The following is a 13,454-nucleotide window of genomic DNA, read 5'->3' as shown; positions in this document are numbered from 1 at the left end:
TGCCATGCCCACAACCAGAGAACCAAGTTTGATCGACATCTGTGTCCTACGGCCGGTTGTAACCTCGATCGTGCGCTTCTCCAACGTCGAGAGTGAGAAAGGCCCCTCTAACGCGACTGCAATGACCCACTCGCTCGCAAGCCTACTCGTGGATGCAAGAGTTCTTCCGTCGACACGTTGGTCGATGCCAAATGCCACGTTTGACTAAGCAGCAGCGCATAGAGAATCGCCCCCTCTAGTGTCCAGAAAGGCATCGTTGCCAGGTTCAAGACAAAGAAACCAATGTGGCAAGATATGAGGAGCGGCATGTCATCGCTGCTCGTGCGCAAGGCCGTCAAAAAATTCGAGATCAAAATCCATAGAAAGGCGGCAAGTCCAAATAAGCCAAGCTCGTACAAATACGATACAAAAGTATTGTGTGCATATAGCGAAAATCGCCCGACCCATCCTTCAGGCCCGAAGCCGACCAAAATATTTATGATGCTTCCGTCCAAATAAGCATCGATGTACTGGCTCCATAAGTATGCTCGGCCGGAAAACATCCGCGTTTCGGCTCTCGAGAAGCGCTCGGGCGGCTGCAGCAATGATGTATTCTTATCGAGCATAGTTCCAATGTCGGCGAACCGATCTTGGGCCACAATCGCGAATCCGACAAACACAAACACCGTCATAATCGCCAAGGTTACAAGCACAATAGCGCGTTGCTTAGGGATGAAGTGCCTCAGCACCGTCGAGACGGCAAGCGAGGCCGCTGGCAGGGCTGCCGCGAGCAGAGCCGTTCGATAATTTGCTAAAACAATGCCGGCCGCCGAAATAGCCAGCCGCACATATGAGGCGGTCACACTCATTCCTTGCGAAAAACATGTCACGTACAAAAACGTCAGCAAAATGATCGAAAGGGCCTGCTGATGTTGGTAGCCGCCGAGGAAACTGGTCGATCCGTCATCATTGGTTACTTTCAGTCCCCATGGTATTGAGAGCCATTGAAACACGATGGGTCCGGCGAAAATCACTGCGAACGAGCGAAAAAGCCGAGCCGACCCGATCCGCTGCATCGCGAGATAACCTGCTACCGCGAATACCATCAAATAGAGCCATTTGAGAGTGGCATTGATCGCTCCGATCCAGGCTTGGTTCGAAAGTGCGCTTACCAGGATAACAAGGATGATGGTGTAGAAGGGAGTTAAGCCTCGTAGCAAAAGATTGCGAGGGCCAATCACGAGTAACCCGATCGCGACGGTCACAATCGACATCAGGGCAATCATCGAAAGGCCAAGCACAAGCGGCGCATACGTATACTGGTGGAAGACAGCTATGCTGTAACGAAACCACGTCGCCAGAATAATGAACGTGGCGCACGCGTCTCGCAACCGCCACACTTGAACGAGCACTAGCAACAACGTTGCGCTGCAAACTGGAAGAGACACGTAGATCGGGAAGGATGGGACCTGTACTTCCATTATGATCTGACTAGCCTCAACAGGTGCACGCCGACATAGGGTCAGTTCGAAAAGCGGCGCTCTCGCCAGGGCTGCAGACCACCCCAGAGCCGCAACACGTCCCTAATTCGCGTTCGCCTTTTTTGTTGGTGCTGATTTAACACGACGCCCAAGAGTTTATCGAACAGCGGAGGCACTGAATCGAGAGCGTCAATCACGGTTTCTCGTGAAGTGCGGCCGAGTTCTATGACCAGGATGAAGGAATCGATTAAATGGGAGATCGCTTTCACGTCTGCCATCGGCGTGACCGACGCAAGGTCGAGAATCACGTAGTCGTACGGATCCCGGATGGACTCCAGAAGCATTTTCAATCCCACCGCGGTGAGCTGCGTCCGTTGGCATAGATCCGCCGGAGTCAGTACGGCTCCAGCCTTCGGATCACGATTGACGGCGGCCTTCGCCGGCAGGAAGCTCAAGTTGGTGAACGGATCGCGCCATATGATATCCTTAACGGCTGCCTGACCTGCAATTACCTCCGTCACGCCCGCCTTCGCCGCGGGTGCGAATTGCGCGGTCATCCCCAAATTGCGCAGATCGCAGTCGATCAGAAGTACCTTGCAACCCGAGAGCTCCATCATTTCGCTAAGGTTAGCAGCAAGCAGCGTCTTTCCCTCGTAAGGCCGAGCGGACGTAACGCCGATGATCTTGTTGGGCCGGTGCAAACCGGCAATATCGGCAGCCACTTTCACGGACCGAATTGTCTCGGCAAAACGGGAGAGGGGTTCCCGGACAACAAACCGGTGTTTTCTGGAGGAGGGCGAGGTAAAACGGTCGCCACTCTCAGCGTCTCGACGTCGTTTCGGCAACCCATCGTGCGCGGGTCTAATCGTCGGCAAAACACCAAGACATTCGATATCAAGCTCCTTCTCGACCTGCTCCGATGAGCGAAAACTACCGTCGAGATACTCTCGTACAAGTGCCACAAGGAGGCCGCCGACAAGGCCAAGAAGAGACGCAGCTCCGAAAACGAGAACGGGTTTGGGATCATTCTTTACCAGCATCGGCGACGCCTCGGAGACTATGCGGGCCTCGTTTGCCGGGAAGGATTCCTGGTTCGTGAACTCTGTTACCCGTTGCAGAAAAGCCTCGTAAAGCGTTCGATATGATTGTGCGGAGCTTTCCAGGTCTTTGAGAAGGACGCGTCGGCCGCTGGAAAGATCGGCGAGCTGCTGTTCGTTTAGAAGAGGTGAATCCGCACCAACAACATTGTTCTTGGCCTTGTATTCCGCCACCGCTCGTTCCGATTTCTGAGCCTGCGCCTTCAGTTTGTCCAGCCGATCTCGAAGCCAAACATCTACATGGGACGCAAGACGGTATTTCGACTCGTGTTGATCGACTAGATAGGCGTCGCTTACAGCATTGCTGATCCGCGCGGCCTTGGTTGCGTCCCGCGATCGATAGTCGATCTGAATGACATAGGTCGAGCCAATGCGTTTGATCGTCAAGTTTGCTTGGAAAGCTGCGACAGCCCGGCCCTCCTGATCGGGTTCCGTTGAAATTCTCCCCGAGCCAACGAGGGCATTCGAGATCTTGTGGAGGATCCTCAGGAAGCCGCCCGCTCGCGAAATGAATTCCGGGTCGGACAGGAGGTTCAGGTTCCTGACGACTGATCTCGCTATCGCCTCTGACTTAAGGACTTCCACCTGGCTATCGATATAGGCCGAGTCTGCGGCCGCATTCGGATAACCGCGCTGCTGAAAGGGTTCAGCCGCGCGGACGTCGAACAGCAACAGCGAGGAGGCAGTGTAGCGTTGCGGCGTCGCGGCCACATAGATTGCCGCAACCGAAATGGCGAATGCCAAAATGCTGGCGATCAACGCCCATCTTCGTCGCAAGACACGAAACACGCCAACCAGATCAATATACGGATCCTTTGAATTTACTATTCGAGGATCACCTGCCGCAGCTGGCGTCTGCCAAGTGGTCTTTTCCAGCATCTCAGCCCCTCCAAAAGATAGTGGGTGGCCTTGCCGAATGCCTGCTCCCAGCTTCACCCCGGCTCGGTAAGCAGACTAGCAAGAAGCTAAGGAGCTGGTTGGAAGCAACTGCAGCAGTGCGCCCACTCATTGCGCAGGTACTGCAGCGTCCCCAGCTCGCAACGCGACCTCGACCACGTCACCTGGCTGAAGCTCGGTATCTTCCTCCGCGATGAAGCGCTCCCGACCAGTTGGCCCGCTCCTAACGACGGCAATTTCCGGCTTTCCTCCAGACCCGCGTACCAGCTGTGATCTGATCAAGCCCGTGAATTGAATCTTCTCAGCGACCCCTTGGAGCTTCGCTCTTATTTGGTTGATCTTCACGCCAGCGTCCTGGAGCTCGTTCAGTAAGGCGACCTTGCGCTGGTCATCGAGCCTTTCGAGCTGTCTTGCAGTATCCTGCCGTTGCCGCCTTTGAAACATCAGTTGCGCGGTTGTCTGCAGCTTGCGCGTCGAGGACAGCAAAAGGGCTCTACGAGCATCGGTCAGTCGGGGGACGGTCACTGATCCTTTCCCCAGAAGCTCAGTGATCCGCTGCAGATCTTGGGTATCTTCCTTCACCCCTTGTTCCTCCTGCTGCAGTTGATCCGATAGCACTGCAATCTGGGTGTCGGTCTGCTTAATGGCACTTTGAAGAAACGCCTTCTCTCGATCATATTCAGTCTGGCGGCTCTTCAACTTTTCGTCCTCCAGATGTGCGATTTGCAAAAGTACCGATGGAGCTATCGGCGCTTCGCGCAGGATCGTTTGATCCAAAGTATCCGTGCCCCCTAGCTCGGTTCGTAGACGCCAGACATGTGCCTGCTCTTTCACGAATTCAGTCCATAGCGATTCGTATTCGCTCCGAAAGTCAGACGACTCGAGGAACGCGTTATTGTTCGTCCTAAATCTCATAATGTCGTAGCCGCCTGAAAGAGCGACGGCCTGGCGTACGGTCATACGAGGGCGATAGGGCTGCTCACCTGGCTTGGACACATCGCCATTCACGTATATTGGCCTATATTCGACGACACCTACGGTCACCTGATCAGGCTCTATGACGACGACGCTCTCGCGTCCATCCGGCGCCCTTTGTCGAAATACTTTGGTCGGAAGAATGGCTTGAATTTTCGCCCGGACCTCCGATGGAGATAGCCCGGAAACTGCAAAGGATCCGAGCAAGGGGTACGAAATACTGCCGTCGAGTTGCACCGGAACCCGCTGCCGCAACTCCGGTACGCCTAAGACCGATATCTCGATTACATCACCAACGTCGAGGCGATATTCAGCCCTTGCCGGCATGGCAAAACAAAGGAGAAAAATAAACACCGCGCCCCGTTTCTTACGGAGCCACGGGATGCAAACACGCGAACGCAAAAACCTCATGGCAATGCCGCTATCCTAATTCCGCCGGCGCCAGAGGCATCATGGTACGCCTTGCAGAACGCGCGCGCAACTAGGGTCCGCCAACAACAGTGCTTTGGGAACCGACGCATCGGAGAAAGCTTGATGGGTAGGTTACTACCACATCCTCTCGCTATCTAACGGAACGCGGCCGTCGGTGTTATGCGGTTCGCGCAACCACCAGCGGGCGATCAGACCCGGGCCGTTCGATTACAGTAACATTCGGGAAGCCGTTGTTGCGGACCAGTTCAACATTGAACGAAAGCGAGGCCTTGATGAAGGTCTCGGGGTCGCCGCGTTTGATTGCGCGGTCATTGTTGCACTCTAACACAAGCGTATCGGCGAGCCGCGCCAGTTCGGAAACCGTGTTCGCCATTGCATCGCGGCTCAGATAATACAGCGTGCAGAATGCCGTGATCAGGTCGAACCTACCAAGGTTCATCGATCCGATATCTGCATGCGAGCCGTGAACGTACGAGAAACGATATTCGGTGTTATCCGCCCACTCAAAAACGCGCTTTACGAACAGTCCCTGCTCGATCACGGCAGGGTCGATCTCCACTCCAATAGCCTCTTTCGCCCCGGCACGAAGCATCTGCAGCGCGTTAAAGCCACTATTTGCTCCAAGATCCAGAACTCGACCACCAACTGGCACGGGCACGTGATTAGCCAACATGTGGCGCCAACGCAGTATTCCTAGCTCCGGATTCCAGATTGCTCCCAACCTGATTCCAGCACCAGCATAGAAAGGAGAGTATATATCGTCAGCACCCAATCGAACCCGTCGTAATTGCGCCGCCGTGAGTAGATGGGTGCCGAAATGCGAGTTGAGCTTGTCCGCATCACGATCGCGCAGAAAGGTTGCGGTCGTGGGAGAGAACTGACGCAATGGCAATGCTCGCTCGCAATCAACGAAGTAGGGAATGCCAGTCGCCGCTTCGATGATGACGTTACCGTACTTCACGTCCTCTAGCGCGTAACCCGCGCGATGGATCGCGAGCAGACCCTCGCCGACGCTCGCGATCGTCTTGGCATCCAGAACGTCTTCAATGAGGCCTCGTCCGGCTACAATTCGCTTATTGTACACTCTGTTGCTGATGATACGGTTTGCGATGGGGGAGCGCACGGGCGTCACGTCCCGATCCCGTATTGGCGCTCCAGCTTGAGCCAGGGCCTCGCGTACGACTACTCCGTCGATATAAGCATAGGTGATCGCAAGCCGTTCGAAGTCGACGTCGAAAATTGCCGGGACATTGCACCCTGCGGCTTTGAGATCGAGAGTGGCTTCAAGCTCATTAACGAAGGCGACCTTGTCTCCGCGGAAATTTTTGCGCACCGCCACCCATCCGTTACGATCCACCACCGTAAGTTCGAAGCGGCCTCGTGGCAGGAATCCGTTGGCATCAACGCGCGGCGCATCCCAGAACGGTTCGAAGCGAGGGCTGAGTAAACCATCCTGATCGATGTCGGCGAGAGCTATTTCCTCGTTGGTGCTTCTGAGCGGTCGGCAAGTAGCGTCGAGTTCAGGAGACAAGTCCGCCACAGCAACACGATGATCGCCCTGCGTCAAACATGCGCGTGCGATCCGCGCGCGCAGCAACTCCATCCGGTGATCAACGTCCCGCTGCCGCTGGTAACGCACCAGCCAACGTTGCAACTGGTGCAGCGGTCGGGCCGCGCGGTGCGCCCAGGGAGCAATGCCTAAGACATACCCCAGCCACAGCAAGTCTTTCCGGTTCCGAGAAAGGAGCTGCCGGACTCTGATGGCGATTGGCATCCTCCGTACTCCGCTGAAAACTTCCCGCTCTCACCTTATTAAGCCGCTAAACCTCAAGGCGCGCAGTTTCGGCCACGCCTAACTGCTCCATCTTCCGCCTCTCCATCGGGTTCTCGACCACCAGATCTCGTTGCCGAAATTGGGCTAGGAGTACTCCCTCAACTTGGCGTCCAACTCCTCGCCATTCCAGTTGGATACCCAAAAACGAGGGAGATCGAAGCAATCGTCGGTCGGTCGCACTGGACCGGATCTGGTGGTGCATGCCAATTGTAAATTAGCGCGGCGTACCAGCAACATTGTCTGGGCCGATTTATCGCCGAATGGGTAGGAGAAGCTGACGACCTCACGGCCGATGAGCTCCTCGCAGATCTCTTTGCTCCGGCTAATTTCGAGATGCTGAGCCAATGGCGGTTGGGTAGAAAGTTTGGGGTGAGATAGGGTGTGAGCTCCGATGTCGATCAATTCGTCCTGCGAGAAACTGGCAACCTCTTCTTTCGTCATAGGCCGATGTTCAAATGGCGCGTCTGCGTCATCTGAACGGCTTAGACGGCGGCGCAGCTGCCGGAGTACATCTTCCCGAGCCTCAGGCGAAACCGCTCTCATCTGTTGCCAAATTTGACGCAGCAATTTGTGCCGAGAACTCGGTCTATTTTGTCTCTCAAGCCATCTGCCGCTTGACAACGACTCGATCCAAGGTCGCCGAAAAAGCCATTGTTTCCCGTTTATGGTGAGATCGAGCTCGGACGGCAGGGATGAAGACAAAAACAGCAATCGGTCTAGCTCATCCCACCAGAATTCGGGCCGGTCTAGATAGCCGGTTGTGATGAATAAGGTTGCAGGTATGTCGAACCTTTTTAGCAAGGGGGCGACGAGATAGAAATTATCCGCATAGCCGTCGTCAAAAGTGATAGCGACTGCCCCGCGCGGCAGTGTATTCGAGCGAAATCGCTGGAAAAAATCCCGCAAGGACATGACACGACGATTGCGCACAATCAATTCAATATGTTCGACAAAATTCTCAGGCGTGACAGTCAGACCCCAGGGATCGTGACGTGTCGTAGAAACTCGATGGTACATCAGAATCATAGGTCGGGATGAGGGGGCAGAGTTAAGCATCCGCCGAACGCCGCTCACCGATCTCTTTGCCGTGCTCTTCAGGATCGAGATCATTTGACGGCCCGAACGCTTACGATCACTGGATAGGCAGAATCATGCGCATCGAGTGCGGCGCGGTTCACCTCTTCAAGGGCGAGCCCGTGCAGAAATGCGACAGCCGCAAGCACGTTTCCAGCCGATTCGACCGAAACGCTGCGTTCAGGGAAAACGTCGGTAATGAGCTTGCGCAACGATGCTGGTCTAAACCCCCAATAACACGGCCAAACCGTCACTTCGGGCCCTAAGCAGCATATGCCTGGAACAGTCGCGAGGAGCACGCCCCCGTGGGCGAGAATTCGGTGTATCGTAGCCGCCGCAGCAGGTAAGTCATAAATGTATTGGAGTGTTTGAGTCAGAATGATGCAGTTGAACGTATTTGACGGGATATGATCAGCCGAAGTTAGATCGGCAATGATCGTTACCTTGCTCCCTGGTGAGATGCTTAGAACCTCACTTCGCGTTACTCGCTCTTTGCCAAACCGTTGCGTATAGGTGTCATTGTGTACTTCAAGTACGGTGCCGCGAACGTCGCCCGAATGGCGGCTCAGAAAACTTTCAATGTAGTATCGATCAATAGTGGTGCCGCGATCGGCGCCGTACTCCCGACTGATCGGAGTAGTGCGGCGCAGGAGATCATGCGACGCGACAGTGCCAATTGGCGGCCAAATCAGAAGTCTCCGTATGGCTGCTTGCTTCCACCGGAGTTGAAGCCTTCGAACCATCGCGTCCGGTAGGACCGCCTTCAGGACGGCAGCGACTGTTCTTTGAACCGAGTACATCATCTCGCGTTCTGCGTAACAGATTGAGCGTGACCTTGGCTGTGCCGTTTACGGTGCGACGCCACGATGATGCGTGTAGCGTTGCGGGATTAACCTCGTGTCTGTAGGTGCGCCAAGCGATTTACGGATCGCCAACATGATGCACCTGGTGGCCTGCTTATACAAGCGCCAGCAGACGCGGAACCCCGCCTTCTTCGTGGCGTTAGTAGGGCCCCATTATGGTCACCGTGGCGGTGCACTATCGGATGGCAATTGGTCGGTTGGAGCGATGTTAGACACGCGGCTGGCGCTCTCTTCAGTGCCCAGGGCGTATGTTCCCCAACGCGCAATCGTGTTTAGAAGTCGTCGTTCGGTTCGAATCGACATCTCAAGCCGACAAGTTTAGCGACGCTCGGCGAACAGCGTTGACGTCAGGCTTGATATGAGAAAACGAGGATTCAAGAACGAATGACCGTAAACCAGGGCCGCCCCGCAGATCATAATGCCGGTGATCACCGCACCTGTAACCAGCAAGCGTACAATTTGATTCCAATCTTGCGCGAAAAGCCTCAGCGCGAATACCGCAGTCACCGTCAGAATCATCAACGTGATACACGGCAACAGAGCTTTCAGGACGTCGACGAGACGGATTGACGTGCCTTTTAAGGCGTAGACCAATCCAGGAATGAACAACAGCAGATTCGCTGCCGCGAGCCCGGTCGCGACGCCAATTGCTCCCCAGTAAAGTCCAATAATGACGCACACCAGATACGTAGTTGTTCTAGCTGCCTCCAAAACAAGTGAGCGGCGCGCTTGTCCCTGCGAGGCCATCAGCCAGTCAATGGTGGCAGCGCCCACCTGTAGCGCACCAATTGGACCGAGAACCCTTAGGATATCAGCCGCTTTGGCCCACTGCGGACCAGCGACCAGATATACAACGTCATCTGCGCAGATCGCCAAACTGAAAAGAGGCGGGAAGGCTACAAAAGTCACCAGCCGGAGGAGCTTCGAATACCACCTTTTCAGCCGATCAGGGTCATCCCGGAGGCGGCTAAGAGCAGGAATCATAACGTAGCCAAGTGGCCAAGAAATTTGTACAACGGGAAAATAAAAGAGCCGGGTTGCCACGGTGTAGGCCCCTAGTTCGACGCTTCCGAAGCGCCAACCGAGCAGAATGCTATCCGCTTGTCGGCCAATCGAAGAGAGAAGATTGAACCCGAGGTAATAGCCACCGTAGCGCAGCAGGAGTTTGGTAGTTTGATCCCATTCGGCCCGGCCAGGCAGCCAACCCGACGACGTCCAGGCCACCACGGCGTAAGTGAGCGGATCGGCGAGCGCACGGGCTGCTAAGGCCCAATAGCCCGCGCCCTCGAGCGCTAGGGTAACTCCCGCTACCGACGAAACGACGGACGCGGCAATCTGAGCGCGCAACAATACATCGAATCTCAACGCTCGCCGGAGCAGTGTCAGTTGCACGCCCGTGAGCCCAGAAACAACAAACGTAAGACTCAGGACGGCCGCTACATGCGTCACCCGAGAATCGTGATAGAACCAGCCAAGCAAGGGCGAGCACGCTAGGAATAGCCCCGCGAAAGCGAGCCCGGCCAACAAATTGATTCGGAAAACGGCGGATGCCTGCCGCTCGTTCAAATCGGGCTGCTGAAGCAACGCCATGGCAAGCCCCAAGTCGCTGAAATTCATAATGATCCAGAGGAAGGCGGTTGCCATCGCGAAAACCCCAAAATCAGCAGGGGCGAGCAGCCGCGCCAAAACGGTCAGGACAGCAAACTGGAAAAAGAGATCTATGCCACGACCGCTGAGGTTCAGAACGCTTGCCCGTTGTGCTTCCAGCTTCAGCCCGCGGCTTGAGTTTTCAAATAGGGGATGCATTCGAACCTCGGCATATTGGTCAGGGCTTTCCACCTAGCTTGAAAAACGGCCATCGAGCTACGAACGCTGGAACCGGCTTCACTCTGGCTCCATTCAGTGCGTGACGCCACGATGTGCGTCGTATACAATTGTGGCGCAGATAACGCAGCGGTGCACGAGGCGGGCTGCTCATGTCCACGAACACATTTGCTGTCGTGATCCCGCTCTACAACAAAGAGCACTATATTGCCCGCGCGATCACTTCGGTCATGGCCCAAACCAGACCCGTCGACGAGATCATTATCGTTGACGACGCTTCGACTGACAGCAGTATCGACAAGGTAGCGCGATTTCAAGACCCGAGAATACGGCTGCTCCGGCGAACCGACCCCCAGCAGAGAGGTCTGCCCGCGACTCGGAATGTCGGAATTCGATCTGCAAGATCGCGTTGGATTGCACTTCTGGATGCGGATGACAGCTGGCGTGAAGACTTTATCGAGGAAATCGAAAAGCTTCTTACCCGAGCAAGCGATCGTACAGGAATGCTCTTCACGGGCTGGGAGAACATCTGGTCCAGCGGTGTGACGCGTGACCCGTATAGCGCATCCCGCGATCAGCTAGGCTTCACGCAGCTGAATTTCGATAGTTTCGTTTCGACTTGGCTGCGCCTGGGCTCTTGCCCAGTGATGTGCTCCGGTGTTGTTCTTCGCCGCGACATGGTGATCGAAGCAGGCCTCTTCCAGGAGCGTTGCCGCCGCGGCGAAGACAAGGAGATGTGGTTGCGATTATTGTACATCGCTGATGCGCTCGCCTCGCCGCGAATCTGCAGCTCATACTATCGCTCAATACCGGGCCAGATGCAGCAATCAATTACTACCCATGTGCGCCATTGTGTCTGCGCGACTCTCGAGGACCTGATAACTCAGTCGTCAGGGAAACGACGCCGTTTGCTCATGCGGCTTTTCAATCACGAGGTCTTAGAATATGCACGCGCAGTTCATCAGCGCGAACGCGTATCGCCCGAGATTTATCGTGGCTTCTTTGTTTCGATCGATCCGTACCGTTACTTTATTTTGCTTTCTCTCTCGTACGTGCCCGTGCCAATACAGCAGCTCATTCGGCGGTTTGTGCTTTGGACCAGCGGAGTGATCGGAATTCCCAGGCGCGGGACAGGAAGCCAGTTCCGTTAACACTATTGGCACCGCTCGGAGGACCACACGCGATCATGCGTTGACTGCTTGGAGAGGCTGCGCACATGGCCTATCAGCCGGATCTGATTTTCGACATTGGACTGCATAGAGGCGAAGACACCGACTTCTATCTCAAGAAAGGTTTCCGGGTAGTCGCCTTCGAAGCGGATCCGGACCTCGTCGCCCACTGCAAGGCGCGATTCCGAGATGCGATTGCAGAGGGGCGATTGCAAATAGTTGAGGGGGCTATCGCGCCTGCAATGGCAGGTGAACGCGTTGCTTTCTACAAGAATTTGCAGAAATCCGTTTGGGGCACGATCGATGCAAGCTGGGCGGAACGGAACGAGAAGAGTGGAGCCAGATCGGTCAAAGTCGAAGTCGTGCGGGTCGATGTCGTGGAAGCCTTTTTGACCTTCGGAGTCCCTTTCTACTTGAAGGTGGATATCGAGGGCGCCGATCATCTGGTTTTGGACGGGCTGCACAGACTTAAGGATCGCCCGTGCTACATCTCGATCGAGGCCGAAGAGCTCGATTTTTCGCGGATCGTCGCTCAACTGGATGCTCTGCGGGATCTCGGTTACCACGGCTTTAAGCCGGTTCAGCAGGCTCGCATGCAACGGACCCAAATTGCGACCACGACCCTCCGCGGCGATCCTCTCTATTACGTCTTCGGAGACAGTGCGTCTGGTCCGTTTGGGGATGACCTTCCCGGGGCGTGGTTGAGCTACGACCAATGCCTGCAAGAATATCGGGGCATTTTTGCAGGCTACCGACTATTTCGCGATAACGCGATTTTGTCGCGCTTGCCAGGCGGGAAGGGGATCACTCGGTTGCTGGGATGGGTGCGCGGGAAGCCAATGGTTGGCTGGTACGATACACATGCCAAGCTGGAATAGCCGACGAACTGCCCGGAGAGTCTCGCGAATTTTTGGAGACCGAATTCTGGCGTGCCGATGGCAAGGCCAGAACCTGGGAGCAGGCGCCGAACAACCTGAACTCCGTCTTGATGCCGTTTCCGGGGACTGCCGGTTTCCAGCCGATCACGGACGAAGGCCCCGTTCCGGCGCGTCCACTCGGACGAAATCGTCTGTCGTTCACTCCGCTCAGGCCGAGGGCGACGTATGGTGAGCAAATGAAAACATATTATCACCGCGTTGCATGTAATCACGGGGATGGGTACTGAGGCCCGAGAACACGGCGTGCCCCGTCCCGCGCCAGCCGCCTTGCCAATCGTGCAGCTCGACGACGATCAAAGGCGTTCGCTCGATCCATTCCAGGTTGGTGCGAAATACTTCAATCTCACTACCCTCGATATCGATCTTGACGACGAGAGGAACGCTATCGGGCTCGCGGCCCAAAAGACCGGGTATGGTGACGGTCGGCACTTCCCCGGAATTATACTCTCTCGTCTCCCATGCCCATGGTTCGTTGCCCGCATTGACCAACCGGACCTGTGCCTCGTGATCCCATACGGCGGCATGGATCGGTGTGATGTTCGGATAAGGCTTAACGTTCCAGCACAGAATATCGAAATTTTCGGACGCCGGCTCGATCGCGAAGATGCGAGCACGAGGGAATTTTACCGCGAACCACAGCGTGGCTAAGCCGATATGTGCGCCGCAATCCACGATGACAGGAGTCAGACCACGCGCTATGGCATTTTCGTAACGTATATGGATGGCGCGCTCGTGCTCCGGCCACTGTGACAGGCTAAACGCCTGATCAATATAAATCTGCTCCATGATGACCCAGTCGGTCGTCGCGGGACGCAGACGGATCGGATGTGTCACGGTCGGGATTCGCATTTCCGTCACCTTATTGCCGGACCTGATCACCCGATGCCATGC

The 13,454-nt window shown here is 55.6% G+C and carries 10 protein-coding genes; 2 read left to right on the top strand and 8 right to left on the bottom strand.

Annotation, left to right across the window (positions count from 1 at the left end):
* Positions 1-107 precede the first annotated feature (107 nt).
* From HCN58_RS05910 to HCN58_RS05880, 7 genes are all read right to left on the bottom strand, one after another.
* Complete coding sequence (locus tag HCN58_RS05910; RefSeq protein WP_171578401.1) at positions 108-1,460, bottom strand: O-antigen ligase family protein; 1,353 nt, start codon at positions 1,458-1,460, stop codon at positions 108-110.
* Positions 1,461-1,501: 41 nt separating this feature from the next.
* Positions 1,502-3,436 (bottom strand): AAA family ATPase, encoded by a 1,935-nt coding sequence (locus tag HCN58_RS05905; RefSeq protein ID WP_171578400.1) that lies wholly within the window; start codon positions 3,434-3,436, stop codon positions 1,502-1,504.
* A gap of 126 nt (positions 3,437-3,562) precedes the next feature.
* A complete protein-coding gene (locus HCN58_RS05900) occupies positions 3,563-4,840 on the bottom strand; it encodes a polysaccharide biosynthesis/export family protein (protein WP_171578399.1) in 1,278 nt (425 codons plus the stop codon).
* A gap of 178 nt (positions 4,841-5,018) precedes the next feature.
* Complete coding sequence (locus HCN58_RS05895) at positions 5,019-6,635, bottom strand: class I SAM-dependent methyltransferase (RefSeq protein WP_171578398.1); 1,617 nt, start codon at positions 6,633-6,635, stop codon at positions 5,019-5,021.
* A 144-nt stretch (positions 6,636-6,779) separates the two neighbouring features.
* Positions 6,780-7,805, bottom strand: coding sequence for a polysaccharide deacetylase family protein (locus tag HCN58_RS05890; RefSeq protein WP_171578397.1), 1,026 nt, complete (start codon positions 7,803-7,805; stop codon positions 6,780-6,782).
* The gene (locus tag HCN58_RS05885) at positions 7,802-8,572 is read right to left on the bottom strand and encodes a methyltransferase domain-containing protein (protein WP_210265875.1); all 771 of its coding nucleotides are present in this window, start codon (positions 8,570-8,572) and stop codon (positions 7,802-7,804) included. Before HCN58_RS05885 ends, HCN58_RS05890 begins: the two co-directional genes overlap by 4 nt.
* 378 nt (positions 8,573-8,950) lie before the next feature.
* Positions 8,951-10,438 (bottom strand): lipopolysaccharide biosynthesis protein, encoded by a 1,488-nt coding sequence (locus HCN58_RS05880; RefSeq protein ID WP_171578396.1) that lies wholly within the window; start codon positions 10,436-10,438, stop codon positions 8,951-8,953.
* Between the two features lie 170 nt (positions 10,439-10,608).
* Between HCN58_RS05880 and HCN58_RS05875 the strand changes: the two genes are divergently transcribed.
* Both HCN58_RS05875 and HCN58_RS05870 read left to right on the top strand, forming a co-directional pair.
* Positions 10,609-11,607 carry a glycosyltransferase family 2 protein gene (locus HCN58_RS05875; RefSeq protein ID WP_171578395.1) on the top strand — a complete coding sequence of 333 codons (999 nt, stop codon included), beginning with the start codon at positions 10,609-10,611 and terminating at the stop codon, positions 11,605-11,607.
* Positions 11,608-11,672: 65 nt separating this feature from the next.
* Positions 11,673-12,503, top strand: coding sequence for an FkbM family methyltransferase (locus tag HCN58_RS05870; RefSeq protein WP_171578394.1), 831 nt, complete (start codon positions 11,673-11,675; stop codon positions 12,501-12,503).
* A 207-nt stretch (positions 12,504-12,710) separates the two neighbouring features.
* On the opposite strand, the gene HCN58_RS05865 is transcribed toward HCN58_RS05870, so the two are convergent.
* Entirely contained in the window at positions 12,711-13,412 is a 702-nt protein-coding gene (locus HCN58_RS05865; RefSeq protein ID WP_171578393.1) for an FkbM family methyltransferase, read from the bottom strand.
* Between the last annotated feature and the right edge of the window lie 42 nt (positions 13,413-13,454).

Origin of the sequence: Bradyrhizobium australiense, from assembly GCF_013114825.1 — a bacterium.
Classification (GTDB): domain Bacteria; phylum Pseudomonadota; class Alphaproteobacteria; order Rhizobiales; family Xanthobacteraceae; genus Bradyrhizobium; species Bradyrhizobium australiense.
Note: the sequence above shows the minus strand (reverse complement) of the source record. Positions and strands in the feature narration are given on the sequence as shown.

Bases quoted from the DNA above. Each gene is read 5' to 3' on its own strand.
- HCN58_RS05895 (WP_171578398.1), bottom strand. From the start codon at position 6,635: ATGCCAATCGCCATCAGAGTCCGGCAGCTCCTTTCTCGGAACCGGAAA.
- HCN58_RS05890 (WP_171578397.1), bottom strand. From the start codon at position 7,805: ATGATCTCGATCCTGAAGAGCACGGCAAAGAGATCGGTGAGCGGCGTT.
- HCN58_RS05865 (WP_171578393.1), bottom strand. From the start codon at position 13,412: ATGCGAATCCCGACCGTGACACATCCGATCCGTCTGCGTCCCGCGACG.
- HCN58_RS05885 (WP_210265875.1), bottom strand. From the start codon at position 8,572: ATGATGTACTCGGTTCAAAGAACAGTCGCTGCCGTCCTGAAGGCGGTC.
- HCN58_RS05875 (WP_171578395.1), top strand. From the start codon at position 10,609: ATGTCCACGAACACATTTGCTGTCGTGATCCCGCTCTACAACAAAGAG.
- HCN58_RS05905 (WP_171578400.1), bottom strand. From the start codon at position 3,436: ATGCTGGAAAAGACCACTTGGCAGACGCCAGCTGCGGCAGGTGATCCT.
- HCN58_RS05900 (WP_171578399.1), bottom strand. From the start codon at position 4,840: ATGAGGTTTTTGCGTTCGCGTGTTTGCATCCCGTGGCTCCGTAAGAAA.
- HCN58_RS05880 (WP_171578396.1), bottom strand. From the start codon at position 10,438: ATGCATCCCCTATTTGAAAACTCAAGCCGCGGGCTGAAGCTGGAAGCA.
- HCN58_RS05910 (WP_171578401.1), bottom strand. From the start codon at position 1,460: ATGGAAGTACAGGTCCCATCCTTCCCGATCTACGTGTCTCTTCCAGTT.
- HCN58_RS05870 (WP_171578394.1), top strand. From the start codon at position 11,673: ATGGCCTATCAGCCGGATCTGATTTTCGACATTGGACTGCATAGAGGC.